This window comes from Brevibacillus sp. MER 51 (genome assembly GCF_023714195.1).
In the GTDB taxonomy this organism is placed as follows: Bacteria; Bacillota; Bacilli; order Brevibacillales; family Brevibacillaceae; genus Brevibacillus.
Genome location: NZ_JAMAUS010000015.1, coordinates 48,720 through 66,015, shown reverse-complemented (window position 1 = coordinate 66,015; position 17,296 = coordinate 48,720). Strand labels below are relative to the sequence as shown.

Genomic DNA, 17,296 nt, shown 5'->3' with positions numbered 1-17,296 from the left:
AACCTTACAATCTGTCTAGCAGTGCCTGTAGGGCAGATTGATATACTTGTTCCATCGGCTGCTCGGCATCAATCACGACAAAGCGCTCTGGGTCGCGTTCCATGACCAGCTGATACCCTTCCCGAACAAGCTCATGGAAACGCATCCCTTCCAGATCGAGACGATTTACTTCTCGTCCACGGGAAGCATTAATCCGTGCCAATCCGGTTTCGGGCTGTACATCAAAGAAAAAAGTCAATTCCGGCATACAGTCACCAACAGCAAATCGGTTAATCTGGTAGACAGCATCAATGCCCAATCCCCGCGCATGTCCTTGATAGGCAAGACTACTGTCAATAAAACGGTCGCACAGTACCAGCTTGCCCTCTGCCAAGGCTGGTAACACCTTTTCCGCCAAATGCTGGCCACGTGCTGCCGCATACAAGAGGGCCTCTGTTCTTTCATCCATCTGCGTGTGGGCCGGATTCAAAATAATTTCCCGAATTTTTTCGGCGATATCAATTCCACCTGGCTCACGAGTCAAAAGCACATCGACTCCCCGCGCTTTCAGCTCTTCGTACAGCTTTGCGATGACGGTGGATTTCCCAGCCCCTTCTCCGCCTTCTATCGTTATAAATCGGCCTTTTTTTCCTGTTGCCACTTCCATACTCCTTCCACCCCTGTTGTAGCAGGCCAGTTGCTTAGATTATCGTAAGACCTGTATCGTTTGTAGCTGGTCGTCCTGTACGCCATGGAATCGGGTTTGTCCTCTCGCCAATTCCTTTAGCATCGCCAGACTTTCTTCATCGATCCGCTCGCCTGGCACCAGCACCGGAATCCCTGGCGGATATGGAATCACCATCTCTGCCACAATGCGTCCCAGAGCCTGCTCCAAAAGAATCGACTCCCTCGGGCAGTCAACGGCTTCATGCATCGGCAATGCCTGCTCGCGCAAATAATGGGAAGACACGACTCCCGTCAAAAGAATGCGCTCCTCCCCCGGTTCTACTTGCGGCGCCATCGATTCAAGCAATCTCCACAAAGCATCCAGGTCTCGGGAGGTTGTTCCCGTCGAGGCTGCGAGGAGTACATGAGAGTCATCCGCCAGCTCCGAGAAAATCCCGTGCTTTTCCATCCATTTCTGCAACTCAAATCCACTGAATTGGGCCGTTCGCAAATGGAAAAACAGCTTCAGCGGGTCAAGCGTAGCGTATACGCTGTTCGTGGACAGCCGCGGCCAATCCAGCCAGTCCAGTCGATCAAGTCGCTCCCGAAACTTGTCCAAAAGCGGCAACAACCTGTTCCATTCCTCAGTCGCCTCCAACACCAGATGACGTCTGGCTACATCGAGTGAAGCCATCAGCACATAGGATGGGCTGGAAGATTGAAGCATGGCGAGATGGCGGAACAACCGCTCACGATCAATTCGCTCTCCCTGAATATGCAGCATCGAGGACATCGTCATTGCCGTTCCCATTTTGTGTGTCGATTGGACCGAAGCATCCGCACCTTCCTGCATGGCAGAACGAGGAAAGGCAGGATGGAACCCGTAGTGGGCACCGTGGGCTTCGTCTATCAAAAGCGGTACGTCAAACCGGTGGACCGTAGCCGCCATTTTCGCCAAATCGATACCCATTCCATAGTAGGTAGGATTCGTCAAAAAAACTGCCTTGGCATCGGGGTGTGCAAGCAGCGCACGTTCTACATCTTCGCGCCTTACACCCGCAGCGACTCCTGTTGCCAGATCGACGGCAGGTACTAAAAAGATCGGGGTTGCTCTGGCCATCATAATGCCGTTGAATACAGACTTATGGCAATTGCGTTGTACGAGTATCTTGTCACCCGGTCTGCATACCGTCATGATGAGGGCGATATTTCCTACTGTACTTCCTCCGATCAAAAACTTGGTCTGTTCCGCATGGAAGGCTTGCGCCGCCAAATCCTGCGCTTCTGCAATGACACCCTGTGGCTGATGCAGGTCATCTGTCCCGCTAATCTCCGTTACGTCCAGCTCCAAGATGCCTTGAAAGCGATTTTTCGCATGGTTGTCAAAGCTGTGGCCCATTTTATGTCCTGGCACATGAAACGGATGCGGCCGATGCTTGGCGTGCCGTTCAAGCTGTTCATAAAGGGGCGCACGCTTTTGTCGCTCCCGAAATTCAACATCTCTCTCCAACACGCGCGACTCACGTCCTTTATTTTTATTCCCCTATTTTAGCATGATTTGGACACGCATGAATCCAGCAAAAAAAAGACACCGGAATGCACCGATGCCTTCTTTCTTCACGCATCTTTTCGCAACCAAATGCGTCTCATCTGATGAATAAAAAACGGGTACTTTTCATCCTGTACATCGGTATTGACCATTTCCTGTTCGCACCGTTGACAGATAAACTGCTCACAAATGGCGATTCCGTCATTCTGCTCCTGTTCACAGACGATACATCGCTGAGCAACTTTTTCCATAGTGAAAACGCCTGCCCTTTTCCTCAATATACCAACCATTATACCCCATTATAATCAGCATCATTCCCAAATGTTCGTGTTTTCGCCGATAGCTCGGTAGGCTTGGAAGTAGGACCGGGCTTCCTGCACAGGGAAGCAAGCCGCAGCATCAATGACATAGGAATGCCTCATTCTGTCAACCAGCTCTGATAACGGCAGCTCTGCAATGGTCGTTCCCGCGGCATTCCCGATCACGAGCAAATCCGCATCCTTTACAGCTTCCTGCCACGAATCGTATAGCGTCCAACCCGTCCTCCTTTTGTTCGGAATTGGCTTGTCCTCTCCCGTGTACACCGCAACTTCTTTTTCAGCCAACCAGCCAGAAGGCATATGCTCCCATAGCGAATCCTCTCCCCAAAGTACGATCCGCTGTATATTGGCTTTTTGTAGAATGAGCCTGCATTCTTTTTCAAGCCATTGAACGATGAGGGAAGAGTCTTGGCGGGAGGGGTAGAGCCAGCCGTGACCGATTCGTTTGTCCATACCGAGCGCGCGACTGACTTGGAGCAGAGAAATTCCTTTCTCATCGCAGCTTGTACCAAGTTCGATGTAAAACTGCTCCTTCCACGCCAAATAGCGAGGGAATTGCCGAAGTGCTTCGTCCACCTCGCGCATCCCGCATACCATCGTCACCAGTGAGTAGCGAGCGAGTTGCTTACAGAGGAACCGCATCCATCTCCCAGTAGGTTCCCCTCCAAGCAAAGCACGCTCGTGGGTAAATAACGCCATGCGAATGACCTCGTACTCCCCGGTGTGCTCGTATTGGGTATACAGGGTATTCGCCCAGTCGTATGGCACGTCGCTTCCGTAAACAAGTGCGAGCCATGGCCCCGTACCATGCTGTTGCATCCTTTCCTGCAAAAGCTTGCCATCACTCTCTTTTGTCAGCAGAAATCCATTGGCGCCTTCATCTTCTTGTACGGCATCTCCGCTGCAAACAATCATCTCTATTCCACACGCTCCTAGCTCATTTCCGAATCTGGCTACGACCTCCTCTGAAATGACCCATAGCTTCACGTTCTCTTCCCTCCTCCTCACGCCCTAACCAATCAGATCCCCTATCATTCCTTTTATCCTGCCCATAACAAAAAACCGTCAGTCTAATCAGGCTAGACAAACGGCTTATTTCATTCGTTGTATGAGCTTTCTCAAGATTTGCGACTGTGCGATAATGGAAACGCAGACTTTCAATCATCCAGACCGCTGTAAAAGGAAGTGACTTCTCATGAAGGAAACCGCCGCCCATACGATCTATAGCTACAAGCTGCTCTATCGTTTTCGCTGGCGATTCGTCGGCTACCTTTTTCAACTCTTGTTAATAGGCTTGTCCCTTATTTGGCACTCATTCATGCTACAAGTCCCCGCTTATACGCTGATTGTGACGTTAGCGATTCTACCCGTGATACCGATCTGTCATTTGGTCTTATTTCGACTGTATGCCCTTCTGCGCAGCCATAAGCCAAAGACAACTGCCGATATGCTCGTCTCTCCGTGGTGGGGGGCAGGCTATCCTCTTCCCATCCCGCTCTCTGTCTATCGGGGAAGTGAGCTGACGGTAATCGTGGGAAGTATGGCGATAGCAGCCGGGGCTTATGTGTGGCTTTCAGAAGGATACGGGCTCACCTTGATCACCGGAACGTTGATCGTCGCGCTGCCACGCCTTCTCGCCCTCCTTGCTTCCTTTCGCCAGCCAAGTCGTAGCCGTGTGAAATACGAGGATCGCGGCGTTGCTTTTTTGCTTACCGATGGATAACAGAATCGATACACCTTTACATAACCCATAGCTTGATGACAATCAACGCCGCCAATCCAGGCAAACGGAGAAGTCCGACGAGCAGAGCCGTCACCGGGTTGATCGGGATGTGAAAGTTAGCCAACTCTCCAACCAGATTGGTGAAAAACAGCAATAATGCGCCAATCACGACTTGCATGATCCCAAATCCAATCCACCTGATCGGGCCCGTGACAGATTTGCTGGCGGCTACCACCAGCAAAATTCCAACTACAATCAGTGCTATAACCCACCCTGTAGTCATCGGCTTTTCCTCCTATGCCTGTTGGCGATTCCTCTCGCGCTTTGCTTGCGCGAGCAAATACATATACCGCTTTTCGGTCACGTGCAAATAGTAAATGACATCATCCAAACCGCCATCCGGTTCACTGATCTCCACAAGATGGCGGGCATGCTGCCAGTCCATTCGCGCCTGATTGACTGCCACATCCAAGCTCGCTTCATTCCATTCCACCACGAACCTCGCTTTTTTTCTCCACCTACTCACCTGCAAGCTTCCCCCTCAATGAAAGTAGTAAAGTACTCCTGTCATGTTGTTCAACGCATGCAGCAAAACGGCTCCCCAGATTGATTGGTACCGATGTCGAACGAATCCGAGTATAAGTCCGATGACAAAAAGTGGAGCGAACAGAGCGATATCCATATGCAAGAGCCCAAACCAGAGACTGCTCAGCAGGATACCCAAAACGGGCCCGATTCTCTGAACCAGATAAGTCTGAATCACGCCGCGAAACAAAATCTCCTCCGCAATCGGAACCAATATGCCAATGACCAGAAGTGAGGTGAGCGCCGCCAAAATATCCGTTTCTTTCGCCTGTACGATCTCTTTTTCGATCTGCTGCTCTCTCTCTGAGGACAGAGACAGTCCAAACCAGTCCGCAATCGGGTTAGTCACCACCGTATCCAACACCAGGGCAATCAAAAGAAACAGAGCAGCTAGCATCAGCAGCATCCGGCCTAGTCGTACAGGTCGGCGAACGCCGATTTCCCCCAGTCGCCCACGAAACCAAAACGGAATCAAAATCAACAGGAACAGTTGAAAAATAGCTGATTCCAGTATCCCTCCGATCGTACCGGTGGAAAAGAAGGTACCTTCCAGCAAAAACCCATACAACAGTAGTACGCCTGTTTGAAACACATGCAGCCAAGCTACAATATGCAGTACATCATTCCCTGTAAACTCGTCATATTGCCATAGCCATGACGTCGGCTGCCGTCTTTCCCTTAGCAGGCTCACAATGAAACCAATGGTCGCAATGAAGCTAAATACCGTCACCGCAAATGCAAGTAATCCTAGCCATACCTCCGGTTGCCCGACGGTGGTAGCGATCCACTTTCCGTCTGCCCCCTTGTGAAAACGAATCATGGATAACTCCGCAGCAAACATGAGCCAATACCCAATAAACAGCATGATCGCCCATGGAGTGGACTTCTGTCGCCGTATCCCACTCGCAAGCGACAGTCCTGGTCCTGTCAGCATCTCCTCACGCTCCTATTTCACTGTATGTCTCGTCCATTCAAAAAAGTCCGGCATTTCTATCAAGATCGCAAAGCTTTGATCTGATCTTCTGCTATTTGCTTGAGATATTCATTTCGCGTCCGCAAAAACCGCGTCATATACGCCTCCAGGAACAACCAATCTGCGAGCTTTCCCAAAATACCCAGCGGAGATGTGTAATCAAAAATATCAATCATCCTCGTCTGATTGTCCGTTATTGGAATAAACTCATGCGTATGATGAAAACGTTTGAATGCGCCGGAAACCATCTCATCCACAAAATAGCGCGGTTCCTCCATCTCTGTGATTTTCACCGTCAAATTCTGCTTGATACCGAAGTGAACGGCTTCCCAGGTAACCGTCTCCCCTTGGTTTATCAGTCCGCTCGTTACTCCTCCGATCGCTCTCTCCTTCGTGCTGGCGGTCGATTCCATATGCAAATCAATGCTTCTGGCAGCATCGAAGCAGACCTGTCGCGGAGCATCTATCAAAAACTCCATACGAATAACTGGCATCCTGCATCCTCCTCTTGAAACGAAAAAAAGACAGGCAGCCCCGTCTTCTTCTCTCTATATCGTACTCTAGGATGGTATTTTTAAAAATTCCTTTACAGGTCGCGTCTGCCTTCCAATGCTTTGGTCAGCGTCACTTCATCGGCGTACTCCAAATCTCCACCGACTGGCAAGCCATGGGCGATACGCGTCACGCGAATGCCAAAAGGTTTAATCAGCCGGGAAATGTACATCGCTGTCGCTTCCCCTTCGATATTCGGATTGGTCGCCAAAATGACTTCCTTCACCTGCTCATCACCGAGGCGCTTCAACAGGTCAGGAATGCGAATATCCTCCGGACCGATCCCATCCATAGGAGAAATCGCCCCGTGCAAAACGTGATAATACCCTTCAAACTCTCGCGTCTTCTCCATCGCTACCACGTCTCGCGGCTCTTGCACCACACAGATGATGGAGCCGTCACGGCGTTTGTCTCGACAAATATGACATGGATCAAGATCGGTAATATTGTTGCAGACCGAGCAATAATGAAGCTGACGCTTGGCATTGACCAATGCTTTTGCCAGATCAAGCACGTCGTCCTCTTTCATATTGAGCACAAAAAAGGCAAGCCGCCCAGCCGTTTTGGGACCGATGCCGGGCAATTTCATAAAACCATCAATGAGCTTTGAGACCGGTTCTGGATAAAACATCGCCTACTCCTCTTTTCCTGCCCAATTTTTAGAACAGGCCTGGGATGTTCATGCCTCCGGTAAACTTGCCCATTTCCTTGCCTACCATTTCATCGGTTTTGCGCAGTGCATCGTTCACAGCAGTGAGCACCAGGTCTTGCAGCATTTCTACATCCTCAGGGTCTACTACTTCCGGCTTGATCACGATGTCTTTGATTTGTTTATGTCCATCGATTTTCACAGTGATAGCACCGCCACCAGCAGAGCCTTCCACGATTCTCTCTTTCAAGCCTTCTTGCGCTTTTTGCATTTCTTCCTGCATTTTTTTCACTTGCTTCATCATTTGTTGCATTTGCTGCATGTTTTTCATTGAGGTATCCTCCCTAAATGGTTATGGTTGTATGATTTAGTCTTTGACTTCAACAAGATCTTCTCCGACGAGCTTGATGGCTTCCGCCAAAAATGGGTCCTCTTCCGGCTCATCAGAAGCGTCTTTTTGACCAACCTGCTGGTCTACACTTTGCCACTCTTCCTCCATGACAGACAAGAGCTGCAAGGGCCTGCCCAGCACCGTAGACATAACGCGCTCGATCACGCTCCGAAGCTCTGCCTCCATCGTCTTATCGCAATGGATGGCACTGTTGAAGGTTACGACAACAGCTTCATTGCCGGCAGCTACCGGTTGACCATTGACTAGCCAAGCCTGGTACTGAATCTTGATCTTTTTCAGTTCGGTCAAAATTTGACTCCACTGCCCGCGCACCTGTCTCGTCAAATTCTCATCCATGGCCTTCGCGACTTCCCTGACTCTATTCATCGGGGTTCGCGAACCACCAGAAGCCGCAGCTATGCGCCTTGGCTCATTCTTGCGCGTTTCTTCGGCCTTTTGCTGGCCGGGAATGCTCACCTGACCTTGCATCACTTGAACCAAACGCTCTTCCAAAACACGGATACGATTGGACATCGCGGTCAGTTCCTCGCTGTTAACGGGTGAGGCTCCCATAGATTCCGTCGCATTCGTATTAGGCTGGCACATTTTGACAAGCGTCAGTTCAACCAGCACCCTTGCATAGGTCGACCATTTTAATTGCGACAAAGCCTGATTGCAGGTCTCAATCGCTGCATAAAGCACCGGAAACGAGTACAGTTTTGCAACCTCTGCAAACTGATCATCAATCATGGTCCGCTCGACAATCTCTTCCAACTGCGGCGCTGTCTTCAATAACAGCATATCGCGGTAATAATAGAGGAAATCGTGCAGGAACTGCTCCGGGTCTTTCCCTTGCACCATGACTTTATCAAATTGCTCCATGACCTGCGCAATATCATTTTCGGCAATATGTCGCGCAAGCACAGAAAAGTAAGATTGGGCAACTGTGCCCGTAATCTGCATAATATCACTAGCACGAACCTCGTCCTTGCTATAGCTAATCGCTTGGTCCAACAAGCTAAGAGCGTCACGGGCTCCACCTTCAGCCATCTTCGCTACGAGCTGCAGGGCCTGCTCCTCCACCTGCACCCCTTGTGATTGGCAAATCCTTTGCAAAAGATCGACCATCACTCTCAGAGGAATTCGGTGAAAATCAAAGCGCTGGCAACGAGAGATAATTGTAGCTGGCAGCTTGTGTGGCTCTGTCGTCGCCAAAATAAAAATGACGTGGGACGGCGGCTCTTCGAGGGTTTTTAACAAAGCGTTAAATGCCTCTGTCGTCAGCATATGCACTTCATCGATGATGTACACTTTATACCTGACGTCACTCGGGGCAAATTTCACTTTGTCGCGAATGTCGCGGATCTCTTCAACACCACGGTTGGATGCCGCGTCGATTTCCAGCACATCCGTTACAGAACCGTTGGATATGGCTCTACACGTATCGCATTGATTGCATGGCTCACCATCTATGGGCTGCTCGCAGTTCACTGCTTTCGCCATAATTTTGGCTGCACTTGTTTTTCCCGTACCTCGGGGACCGTTGAATAAATAGGCATGGGACAGCCTATTTTCGCGTAAAGCATTACGCAAGGTTGTCGTAACATGCTCTTGTCCGACTACGTCTTGAAAAGTCTGCGGTCGGTATACGCGGTATAGCGCGGTATAAGCCATGTTCGTGTGACACTCCCCATCTGCACAGTCCTCTTCTATATCCTATTCAGTATACACGATTGCCACCGTTCGTACAAAGTGAACGGGCAAGTCTCACTTAAAAAACGCCCCGTTCACAATTGTGCGGGACGCATTCTACTCCTAATACGGCAGCATGATATGGAAGGTGGTCCCAAACCCTTTAGAGGAGACACGGATTTGACCGCCAATATCGTGAATAATTTTTTGGCAGACAGACAATCCGAGCCCAGTCCCTTCCTCTTTTGTCGTAAAAAACGGATCAAAAATCTTATCAATAATGTAAAGCGGGATGCCCGGACCTGAATCGTGAATATCGATACTGACTTTGTCGCCATCCTGATCGAAATGATGGGAAATCCGAAGCGACCCTTGCTCTCCCATTGCTTCTATTCCGTTTTTGCAGATATTAATAAACACTTGCTTCAATAGCTCGTTATCCCCGACGACCATTGGAAGCTTACCGCAAGAGGCAAACTGAACATCAATTCCGTACAGATTCGCCTGTGACACGACGATCGGCAAAATTTCCTCAAAAACGGTATTTAAATCGACCATGGAATATTGAATATTACGTGGCTTGCTCAATAGTAGGAATTCACTGACTAAAGAATTGATGCGATTGATTTCGGTGAGCATGATTTCGGTGTACGTTTTCTCCCGCTCCATGCCGCTGTCAGCGAATGACTTGAGGAACATTTGCAGAAATCCTTTGATCGAGGTGAGTGGATTACGAATCTCATGTGCTGTACCAGCAGCAATTTGCCCGATCATCGCCAAGCGTTCATTCCGCTCGAGCTTTTGGGCGAAGGATCGCAGGTTTGTTATGTCTTTGAAAAGAATAAACGCCCCCACTGTTTTCCCTGACTCGTCTTGGAGTGTATTGGCGTCGACAATCAGCTCATAGCGTTGGTTATCATTGGTCCAGGAAGTCGCGACATTTTGCAGCTTTACGCCTTCCAGCAGTTCTTTTTTAATGAACCGATGCGGTTCGGGGATGCCGCTAAATACTTGATCGACGTGCTTATTGATGACGTCCAGTCTCTCCATACCCAACAGCTTGCACGCAGTTTGACTGGCTTCGATAATGATCGATTTCTCGTCGAGGATAAACAAGCCCATGCTTGTATCATAGGTCAGTTTGGTCAGCAATCGCTGCGACAAAAGCTGATCGCTTTCTTTTAGGAGTTGGGGAAAATGAATCATGTACAGAAGTTCTTCTGCTTGCTGTGCCATGATCATGACAGGTGTGCTCCTGCATCTTCCCTGTTTATCACACCATTCCAGTTCAACCTCGCCTTTGGTTCCCACTTCTTCTTCCTTTCGCAAATATTCCTCATACATGAGCTCTATGGAGCCTCGATGGGGAAGAAGAGAGCTGATAGGCTGATTGACAAGTTGATCGCGTGAATATCCGGTTACACGAAGCAGTTGTTCGTTGACCTCCACGATACTACCCGCTTGATTCACCAATAAAACGGCAGTAGGCAGTTGATGCATGAACCGCTGCAATCGACCGGACGAGCCAACGAGATGTAACGAAGAAAGTGCACCCATAGCTTGTCCCTCCTGGCCTATGACGTATTTTGAAAGGAAAGAAAGAAATCCTTTCCGCCTATTATGAAAATTCGTGAAAATACCCGTAAAACCTTCATTCTATCTACCCGAAAAGCATGGAAATGTTTCGCTAGTTATCGTCAAATTCCAACAAAAAATAATTGGATCGTAAAATAAACATAAATAAAAATAGCATGCTTCCCTTCGGAAACATGCTATCTGTCATTCGTGATAAGTACCGTGCACCTATCTTCGATAATTCTTATCCGAGCGTTACTTATGGTAGCAGCTCAGAGCAGGCTACCCTGCGGCACACGCGATGATCCACTTATGGCTGCTTCCTTCCGGACCTGACCAGATTCATGGGTTCGCGTTGCACAGGACCCGCTCCTCAACACCGCCGCCATAAGGCAGCCTCACATAAGAAAACCTAGGATAGGAATTCAACCCTGCTATTGCGGATTGCAGGTTACAGGGCACCGCAACCTCCCCGTCTAGCACGGTAGAACTAGAATACCAAAGTTAGTAGCCGATAGCAAGGAGTAAACCTATCCAGTGCTAGGAAATCTCTCTATCCTTACTAACTCTTCCCTTGCAATCCGCCGATTGTGTTATCTGAATAGCTCCATCCTCAAAAGCCTTCTTAAAAATCGAAACAATAGATGGGTCGAACTGTGTTTCTTGGCATCGCAGAATTTCTTCGTATGCGTCATTTGCTGATATGGCTTTGCGATAGGAACGTGTAGATGTCATCGCATCAAACGTATCTGCAACGGCAAGAATACGCCCGATCAGCGGGATTTCTTCTCCTTTGAGCTGATCCGGGTAACCTTTTCCATCCCATCGCTCATGATGATGCCTTACTCCTGAACTGATATGAGACAGGTTTTCTATCTGCTCCACAATTTTTCCACTGATGATGGAATGAGTTTTCATGCATTCATACTCGTCAGGCGATAGCTTTCCTGTTTTTAAAAGGACGTGATCAGGAATGGCTACTTTACCGATATCATGCATTAATCCAGCATAACGTAAATCATCTCGTGAAACGGCAAGCTGCTCCTGTTGCTGTAAATAATCGTAAATGATAAGGGCATAGTGTGTAACTCGTTCTGAATGTCCTGCTGTATAAGGGTCCTTCATCTCTACGGCTAAGTAAAAGCTGCGAACGATTTGATCCAGGCTCTGTTGCGAATACTCCCGCTCCCGGGTAATTAACGAATGCATTTGTTCTGCCATCGTGTTGAACTTATTCTCCAGTAGCGTTATTTCTTTCATCCCCTGTATCGGGACGCGTATGGAAAAATCACCTTTCAACAAGGAGTCAGTAGCGGATACCAAGCTATAGATCGGCTCACCAATCCATTTTGATAAACGATGAGCCACATAACAGGCAAATAAAACAACGATAAAAATGGTGAAAAAAAAGATGAGGTTCAATCGTTGTAATCGTTCATTAATCCCCTCTCTCGGCAACCACTCAAAATAAGCAGCACCGCTTTTTTCAGATACTTGACGGTATACGTAAATGTCTTTGCCTTCAATGAGCAAAGAAAAGAGTCCTTTTTCATTGGATTGTTCCCACTGATTGCGTACCATTTCATAATGAGGAAGCCCGGAAACATGATTTCCAATCATAGCTTTATCGGTGTGAACCATAATGGTTCGGGAGGGGGAAAGGACCATCATGCCATACTCTTTTGGAACGACGTAGGTACGGATCCAGTCAGTCAGTTTATCGAGATCGATTTCCACCAATAAAAGTCCCGTAGCTTTTGGATTCAAACCCTCCAGGCGCTTCTCGAGAAAAAATGATCTTGGATACTCCTCTCGCTCCCTTTTGGTAAGAAAATCCACTCTGCTTTCTCCGGTTCCCCAATGCTCTCGTTCCATGAATTGATTATCCGGACTCCAGCTCTTATCTTCGTGTAAGGAGAAAACTCTCCCATCCTCACCGAGAAAAACAATATTGCCTACTACGTTTTGATTGCGGGAGAAACGCTCAAATAGATTTTGGACGGCTTGTTCCTGCGATGGCCATTCACGCCGGATACCATTTTTATTTTCTTCGACAAAAGATGGTCCATCTGTTACACGCACAGTCAGCCTAATCGCCAATTCATCGGTATCCTTTTGGATAGACTGAAAAAGAGACAAAAGACGTTCATCGACGAGCCCTATATCCGCATCCATGTTCGTCTTGTATAGCTCAAATACTGCCTCTTTGGCTTGATCATAAAAAAGGAAGCAAATAAAAATAGTAGGCCCCAGAATCAATAGTAAAAATGTAGAAAACAATCGATCCCTCCACTTTAGGTACACAAGCCTCCCCCTTTTTCTAAGCTGTTCACCAAACCTATAGCTACACCATTTGTAGTGGGTACGATTATATAGTGTCCCTTCACTATTTCCCGCTGGGATCAAACGTAAACCTTTGTTCGAACCAAAAATGGAATCTTTTTCATCCATAGACAAACGGACGCTGTCGTAATATTCTAGCTAAGAATTATTATCGTATGTGAGGAGATGCATCAGATGAGATACATCCTCCTGGTTTTTCTCGGAGCATGTAGTTACGGCATACTATCAACCATCGTAAAGCTTGCCTACAAGCAAGGCTATTCCCCCGCAGAAGTAATTGGTGGGCAAATGTTTTTGGGCTTTGTGCTGACCTGGATACCCGCGCTTTTCTTCCTGCGGACCAAGCCTCCCCTTCGCCAGTTGCTACTATTGGTCGTCGTAGGTCTGACAGTCGGTTCGACGGGAATTATGTACTACAATGCTCTGCAATATATCCCAGCCTCGATCGCCATTGTCCTTTTGTTTCAGTTCACATGGATGGGCGTACTGGTTGAAGCTGTAATGACTCGCAGGATGCCTGGAAAGGAGACGATTTTTTCCCTCCTCTTGCTGTTGACAGGAACCCTTCTTGCAGGGGGAATTTTTGAGAGCGGTGGATTGGCCCAATTTCATATCATGGGTGTCATATTCGGTCTTCTCTCTGCCGTCTCTTTTACGTTGTTTATTTTGTTCAGCGGGAAAACCGCCATTGCTGTTAATCCGTGGATTCGTAGTTCCAGCATGGCGACTGGCTCTGTTCTGTTGGCCAGCTTGATTTACCCACCCGTTTTTCTATTCAACGGAGCATTGTTGGACGGGTTGTTTCCATACGTATTTTTGCTCGCCTTCTTCGGTATTTTCATCCCGACGGTTTTTTTCAATTATGGTATGCCGCACATCGGACCGGGGATGGGAGCTATATTAGGAGCAGCTGAGCTACCTATGGCTGTGCTCTCCTCTTATGTCATTCTGAATGAATCTGTCTCTATACTCCAAGTGAGCGGTGTCGTGATCATTTTACTCGGAATCATCTTCCCGGAATGGCTGCGCCAGCGAAACATTCGAAGAAACAAGGTTACCTCATAATTGTTGTCCAAAGCCCGTCATTTGTGCCTCTGCCGCACATATGGACGGGCTTTTTATGATAAAAAGCAAAAAACCTCTGCTCCACGCAGAGGGTTGTTAACCTCAATCATTATTCCATTCGGGTTACTCTTTTCGATCACGATCGATCATCAGAGGCTGTGGCGCAGTTGCCATGCTTTTTTGTTTTCTCCAAACAGTAAATCCATAATAAGCAGCAGCAATGAGAACCAGTACGCCTAAGACAGAGAAAATGACGGTTCGATTATTCAATAAGGCCACATAGGAAGTAAGCATCTCCACTTTGTTTCCCATAAAATGACCGAGCAAAAACAAGATCAATGTCCATACAAAGCCGGTTGTGTACGAAAACAGGGCGTACCGTGGAAACGTCATTTTCCCGATCCCGACCAAGTAAGGAACCACATGCCTGACGACAGGAAAGAAATAGCTAATACAGAGAGCGTAGCTTCCGTAACGATCGAGCAGCGACTGCGCTTGATCTACGTACTTGTTCATTCCTTTTTTGCGACTAATCCAGTTCAATGCAGGTGCACCTAGCCATCTCCCGAGCACATACCCCAATGACAACCCAGACACAACCCCCAAATAGGTCGCAATAAATGCAGGAAAAACATGCAGAATCCCCATCGAGGTCAGCACTCCCGCAGACAGCACGATTACCTCGTCTGGAATCGGCATACCAACAATCCCTAGCCATAACATAAAGAAAAGAGCAAAATAACCAAACTGACCCACAGACTCGGACAGCATATCGACAATCATTTAAAAATCCTCCTAGCCGACACCCTTGCCATCATCCTTCCGGCAAATGTAGACAAAGGCAGGTGGCAGATTCAATGGAACCATTTTCACCGATACTTGCTCAAATACAGAGGAAAGCTGCTTTTTCATTTGCAGCGAATATTGAAAGGCGACAAATACTCCGCCTGGTTTTAGCGCATGATATACCTGATCCATAATTTGATCACGCAGCTCTTGTGGGAAGTTGGCAAACGGCAATCCCGACAAAATACAGTCGGCTTTACCTAACCCCGCTTCCGTAAGAACCCGATTCAAATCTACCGCATCTTCGTGGAATCGTACATCGGGAAATAGTGGTTCCAACCTTTTGCGCATCTTGGTTTCCTTTTCAAAGGATACCAGTACGGCTTCCGGTTTTTTCTTTTGCTCGATCCACTTCGTAAAAATCCCCGTTCCCGCTCCTAATTCGACAATTGTATGTGCTTGCTCCCAGTCGATGGGTGCAACCATTTGTTTACAAAGCGCACGGGAGCTAGGAGTAATACTGCCTACTTGGCCAGGTGACCGCAAAAAATTATAGAAGAACATCATCCGATCCTTCATGCTGGATGGATGATGGCAATCGATCATCATGTCTATATACTCCCTTCTCAGTTCTTACTTATCCAATATCATATCCAAAAAACATTACGAATTATCTACCAAAAACGAAAGATTTTCTTACTACTATAACAGTAAACGAATGGAAATAAAAATTCCTCCGTCTATAGTCGGAGTATATAATCACGCTCATGATGGTTTTTTGAGTGATTTCTATACGTTACAATGACAGTAGATCTAGTTTTACATTTAATCAAGGAGGACTTATTTATGGATTATAGAGGTGTAAAAGTCATCACGCACGCTAGCACATTTTTTGCACCGATCCTTGTGCCCATTCTTGTCTGGCTACTCGTACAAAATCGTGATGCCAAAAATATGGCGCTGCAGGCTTTGTTGTTCCACATCATTATGACGGTGCTTATCGCTATTTCTTGGTTCTTCGCCTTCTTGTTGATTGGGATTCCGTTCCTAATTGTGTTTGGACTGATGGCGATCTACTACCCGGTTAAAGGTATCATTTATTCCTTAAATGGACGCCCGTTTTCCTACCCATTCGTCGGTGGGATTGGCCGATAATCTCGATACACAACAAAGACCAGCTATCCTTTTGTAGGAAGCTGGTCTTTGTATTCAGGTAGAGCCTAATTCCAATTGAGATTAGGAGCCTACTGTGAAGCGCTCATTTTGATGCTTCGGATTTTCGATTTCATCGAGCATCGCCACTGCGTAGTCAGCATAGCTCACATAGCTCTGTCCGCTAGCGTTCACTAACAGATGGTCTTTTCCGAGTCTGTACGCGCCTGTTCTCTCCCCTGCTGGGTCAAAAAAGGCAGATGGACTGATATACGTCCATTGAATGCCGTTTGACTCTTCCAATACACGCAAGTACTCTCCATGCTTTTGTGCAGTTGCCAAGTAAGCCTTAGGGAAATCAGGAGTTTCTACAAGGCGCAGTGTTTTGGCTTCATCAACAAACAAACTGCCTGCACCACCTACAACGAGCAAACGTGTAGAAGGAGCACCCTTCAACGCTTCAATCAGTACCTTCCCTGACTCGACGTGCAGATGCTCTTGACCTGCTGGTGCGCCAAAAGCGTTCACGACTACGTCAAAGCCGTTCAAATCTGCGGCTGTCAGGTCAAACACATCTTTCTGAATCACAGCTACATCTTTTTGCTCGATTTTGGATGCATCACGCACAATCGCTGTCACTTGATGACCACGATCCAACGCCTCTTTCAAAATCACCTTACCTGCTTTACCGCTTGCTGCTACAATTGCAATTTTCATGATAATATTCCCTCCGTTTTGTATGTTGTTGATGTAACTTAATTAGTTACAACACTTTCAAAAAGAATAGGCGTTTGTCGCACCGCCTTGTTGTAATCATTTTAGTTACAACAAAAAGAAATGTCAACCCTGTTTTTTCATCGCAGTAAAAAAGCACCCGGGTATTCAAACCACCAGGTGCTAGCTGTTACTTCTTTTTCGTCGGACCATTCCAGGTAATGAACCCGCCTTGCAGATGGGCCATCTGCGGAATGCCGTGTTTCTTTAAAATTTTTGCTGCCTGCTTGCTACGCATCCCGCTCCTGCAGTACAGCAATATATCGTTTTTGCTGGAAATTTCTTTTGCACGTTGGTCGAGCTGAGACAAAGGGATGTTCACCGCTGATGGAATGTGACCCGCTTTGTATTCGTGCGGCTCACGTACGTCGATGAGCAGCACCCTGCTTTTTTGGTTGACCCGTTCCTTGAACTGATCTGACTTGAGATTTTCCAATCCCTTCACAGGAACGAAGCGAGAGATGATATACCAAATAATGACCGCATAGGCGATCAGCAAAAGAATCGTAGTGAAACTCATAG

General features: G+C 47.6%; 20 protein-coding genes and 1 other RNA gene. 3 read left to right on the top strand and 18 right to left on the bottom strand.

The window, feature by feature from the left end:
• Positions 1-4: 4 nt before the first annotated feature.
• The 4 genes from tmk to M3630_RS25235 form a co-directional block, all read right to left on the bottom strand.
• A complete protein-coding gene (gene tmk, locus M3630_RS25250; protein ID WP_251253926.1) occupies positions 5-646 on the bottom strand; it encodes a dTMP kinase in 642 nt (213 codons plus the stop codon).
• Between the two features lie 39 nt (positions 647-685).
• Positions 686-2,158: an aminotransferase class I/II-fold pyridoxal phosphate-dependent enzyme gene (locus M3630_RS25245; protein WP_251253925.1), complete on the bottom strand. Its 1,473-nt coding sequence runs from the start codon at positions 2,156-2,158 to the stop codon at positions 686-688.
• 104 nt (positions 2,159-2,262) lie between these two features.
• Positions 2,263-2,445: a sigma factor G inhibitor Gin gene (locus M3630_RS25240; RefSeq protein ID WP_007719893.1), complete on the bottom strand. Its 183-nt coding sequence runs from the start codon at positions 2,443-2,445 to the stop codon at positions 2,263-2,265.
• Positions 2,446-2,505: 60 nt separating this feature from the next.
• Positions 2,506-3,501, bottom strand: coding sequence for a hypothetical protein (locus tag M3630_RS25235; protein WP_251253924.1), 996 nt, complete (start codon positions 3,499-3,501; stop codon positions 2,506-2,508).
• Between the two features lie 208 nt (positions 3,502-3,709).
• On the opposite strand from M3630_RS25235, the gene M3630_RS25230 reads away from it, so the two are divergent.
• On the top strand, positions 3,710-4,237 hold the full coding sequence (locus tag M3630_RS25230) for a hypothetical protein (protein WP_173612112.1): 528 nt from the start codon (positions 3,710-3,712) through the stop codon (positions 4,235-4,237).
• A gap of 16 nt (positions 4,238-4,253) precedes the next feature.
• Here M3630_RS25230 and M3630_RS25225 read toward each other — a convergent pair whose 3' ends face one another.
• The 10 genes from M3630_RS25225 to M3630_RS25180 all read right to left on the bottom strand — a co-directional run bounded on the left by M3630_RS25225 (position 4,254) and on the right by M3630_RS25180 (position 12,958).
• Positions 4,254-4,520: a pro-sigmaK processing inhibitor BofA family protein gene (locus M3630_RS25225; RefSeq protein WP_047074436.1), complete on the bottom strand. Its 267-nt coding sequence runs from the start codon at positions 4,518-4,520 to the stop codon at positions 4,254-4,256.
• Between the two features lie 12 nt (positions 4,521-4,532).
• Complete coding sequence (locus M3630_RS25220; RefSeq protein ID WP_012683849.1) at positions 4,533-4,763, bottom strand: DUF2508 family protein; 231 nt, start codon at positions 4,761-4,763, stop codon at positions 4,533-4,535.
• A 15-nt stretch (positions 4,764-4,778) separates the two neighbouring features.
• Positions 4,779-5,756 (bottom strand): CPBP family intramembrane glutamic endopeptidase, encoded by a 978-nt coding sequence (locus tag M3630_RS25215; protein WP_237899761.1) that lies wholly within the window; start codon positions 5,754-5,756, stop codon positions 4,779-4,781.
• Between the two features lie 59 nt (positions 5,757-5,815).
• The gene (locus tag M3630_RS25210; RefSeq protein WP_251253923.1) at positions 5,816-6,289 is read right to left on the bottom strand and encodes an SRPBCC family protein; all 474 of its coding nucleotides are present in this window, start codon (positions 6,287-6,289) and stop codon (positions 5,816-5,818) included.
• A gap of 92 nt (positions 6,290-6,381) precedes the next feature.
• Positions 6,382-6,978 carry a recombination mediator RecR gene (gene recR, locus M3630_RS25205; RefSeq protein ID WP_012683846.1) on the bottom strand — a complete coding sequence of 199 codons (597 nt, stop codon included), beginning with the start codon at positions 6,976-6,978 and terminating at the stop codon, positions 6,382-6,384.
• 28 nt (positions 6,979-7,006) lie between these two features.
• Positions 7,007-7,318 (bottom strand): YbaB/EbfC family nucleoid-associated protein, encoded by a 312-nt coding sequence (locus M3630_RS25200; RefSeq protein ID WP_251253949.1) that lies wholly within the window; start codon positions 7,316-7,318, stop codon positions 7,007-7,009.
• 45 nt (positions 7,319-7,363) lie between these two features.
• Positions 7,364-9,061, bottom strand: a complete 1,698-nt coding sequence (dnaX, locus tag M3630_RS25195) for a DNA polymerase III subunit gamma/tau (RefSeq protein ID WP_251253922.1) — start codon at positions 9,059-9,061, stop codon at positions 7,364-7,366.
• Positions 9,062-9,202: 141 nt separating this feature from the next.
• The gene (locus tag M3630_RS25190; protein ID WP_173612116.1) at positions 9,203-10,636 is read right to left on the bottom strand and encodes a PAS domain-containing sensor histidine kinase; all 1,434 of its coding nucleotides are present in this window, start codon (positions 10,634-10,636) and stop codon (positions 9,203-9,205) included.
• 238 nt (positions 10,637-10,874) lie between these two features.
• Positions 10,875-11,139: signal recognition particle sRNA large type (gene ffs, locus M3630_RS25185), an RNA gene on the bottom strand.
• Positions 11,140-11,194: 55 nt separating this feature from the next.
• A complete protein-coding gene (locus M3630_RS25180; protein ID WP_251253921.1) occupies positions 11,195-12,958 on the bottom strand; it encodes an HD-GYP domain-containing protein in 1,764 nt (587 codons plus the stop codon).
• Positions 12,959-13,171: 213 nt separating this feature from the next.
• On the opposite strand from M3630_RS25180, the gene M3630_RS25175 reads away from it, so the two are divergent.
• Positions 13,172-14,062: an EamA family transporter gene (locus M3630_RS25175; RefSeq protein WP_221868224.1), complete on the top strand. Its 891-nt coding sequence runs from the start codon at positions 13,172-13,174 to the stop codon at positions 14,060-14,062.
• 123 nt (positions 14,063-14,185) lie between these two features.
• On the opposite strand, the gene M3630_RS25170 is transcribed toward M3630_RS25175, so the two are convergent.
• Together M3630_RS25170 and M3630_RS25165 are read right to left on the bottom strand one after the other, a co-directional pair.
• Positions 14,186-14,845: a DedA family protein gene (locus tag M3630_RS25170; protein ID WP_251253920.1), complete on the bottom strand. Its 660-nt coding sequence runs from the start codon at positions 14,843-14,845 to the stop codon at positions 14,186-14,188.
• Positions 14,846-14,857: 12 nt separating this feature from the next.
• A complete protein-coding gene (locus tag M3630_RS25165; protein WP_173612120.1) occupies positions 14,858-15,457 on the bottom strand; it encodes a class I SAM-dependent methyltransferase in 600 nt (199 codons plus the stop codon).
• A 237-nt stretch (positions 15,458-15,694) separates the two neighbouring features.
• On the opposite strand from M3630_RS25165, the gene M3630_RS25160 reads away from it, so the two are divergent.
• Positions 15,695-16,003 carry a DUF4870 domain-containing protein gene (locus M3630_RS25160; protein ID WP_173612121.1) on the top strand — a complete coding sequence of 103 codons (309 nt, stop codon included), beginning with the start codon at positions 15,695-15,697 and terminating at the stop codon, positions 16,001-16,003.
• Between the two features lie 81 nt (positions 16,004-16,084).
• Here M3630_RS25160 and M3630_RS25155 read toward each other — a convergent pair whose 3' ends face one another.
• A complete protein-coding gene (locus M3630_RS25155) occupies positions 16,085-16,717 on the bottom strand; it encodes an NAD(P)-dependent oxidoreductase (RefSeq protein WP_251253919.1) in 633 nt (210 codons plus the stop codon).
• A gap of 187 nt (positions 16,718-16,904) precedes the next feature.
• A complete protein-coding gene (locus tag M3630_RS25150) occupies positions 16,905-17,294 on the bottom strand; it encodes a rhodanese-like domain-containing protein (protein WP_221868221.1) in 390 nt (129 codons plus the stop codon).
• Between the last annotated feature and the right edge of the window lie 2 nt (positions 17,295-17,296).

Coding starts and splice junctions, on each gene's coding strand:
- tmk (WP_251253926.1), bottom strand. CDS start 646: ATGGAAGTGGCAACAGGAAAAAAAGGCCGATTTATAACGATAGAAGGC.
- M3630_RS25240 (WP_007719893.1), bottom strand. CDS start 2,445: ATGGAAAAAGTTGCTCAGCGATGTATCGTCTGTGAACAGGAGCAGAAT.
- M3630_RS25230 (WP_173612112.1), top strand. CDS start 3,710: ATGAAGGAAACCGCCGCCCATACGATCTATAGCTACAAGCTGCTCTAT.
- M3630_RS25225 (WP_047074436.1), bottom strand. CDS start 4,520: ATGACTACAGGGTGGGTTATAGCACTGATTGTAGTTGGAATTTTGCTG.
- M3630_RS25215 (WP_237899761.1), bottom strand. CDS start 5,756: ATGCTGACAGGACCAGGACTGTCGCTTGCGAGTGGGATACGGCGACAG.
- M3630_RS25210 (WP_251253923.1), bottom strand. CDS start 6,289: ATGCCAGTTATTCGTATGGAGTTTTTGATAGATGCTCCGCGACAGGTC.
- recR (WP_012683846.1), bottom strand. CDS start 6,978: ATGTTTTATCCAGAACCGGTCTCAAAGCTCATTGATGGTTTTATGAAA.
- M3630_RS25200 (WP_251253949.1), bottom strand. CDS start 7,318: ATGCAGCAAATGCAACAAATGATGAAGCAAGTGAAAAAAATGCAGGAA.
- dnaX (WP_251253922.1), bottom strand. CDS start 9,061: ATGGCTTATACCGCGCTATACCGCGTATACCGACCGCAGACTTTTCAA.
- M3630_RS25190 (WP_173612116.1), bottom strand. CDS start 10,636: ATGGGTGCACTTTCTTCGTTACATCTCGTTGGCTCGTCCGGTCGATTG.
- M3630_RS25175 (WP_221868224.1), top strand. CDS start 13,172: ATGAGATACATCCTCCTGGTTTTTCTCGGAGCATGTAGTTACGGCATA.
- M3630_RS25170 (WP_251253920.1), bottom strand. CDS start 14,845: ATGATTGTCGATATGCTGTCCGAGTCTGTGGGTCAGTTTGGTTATTTT.
- M3630_RS25165 (WP_173612120.1), bottom strand. CDS start 15,457: ATGATGATCGATTGCCATCATCCATCCAGCATGAAGGATCGGATGATG.
- M3630_RS25160 (WP_173612121.1), top strand. CDS start 15,695: ATGGATTATAGAGGTGTAAAAGTCATCACGCACGCTAGCACATTTTTT.
- M3630_RS25155 (WP_251253919.1), bottom strand. CDS start 16,717: ATGAAAATTGCAATTGTAGCAGCAAGCGGTAAAGCAGGTAAGGTGATT.
- M3630_RS25150 (WP_221868221.1), bottom strand. CDS start 17,294: ATGAGTTTCACTACGATTCTTTTGCTGATCGCCTATGCGGTCATTATT.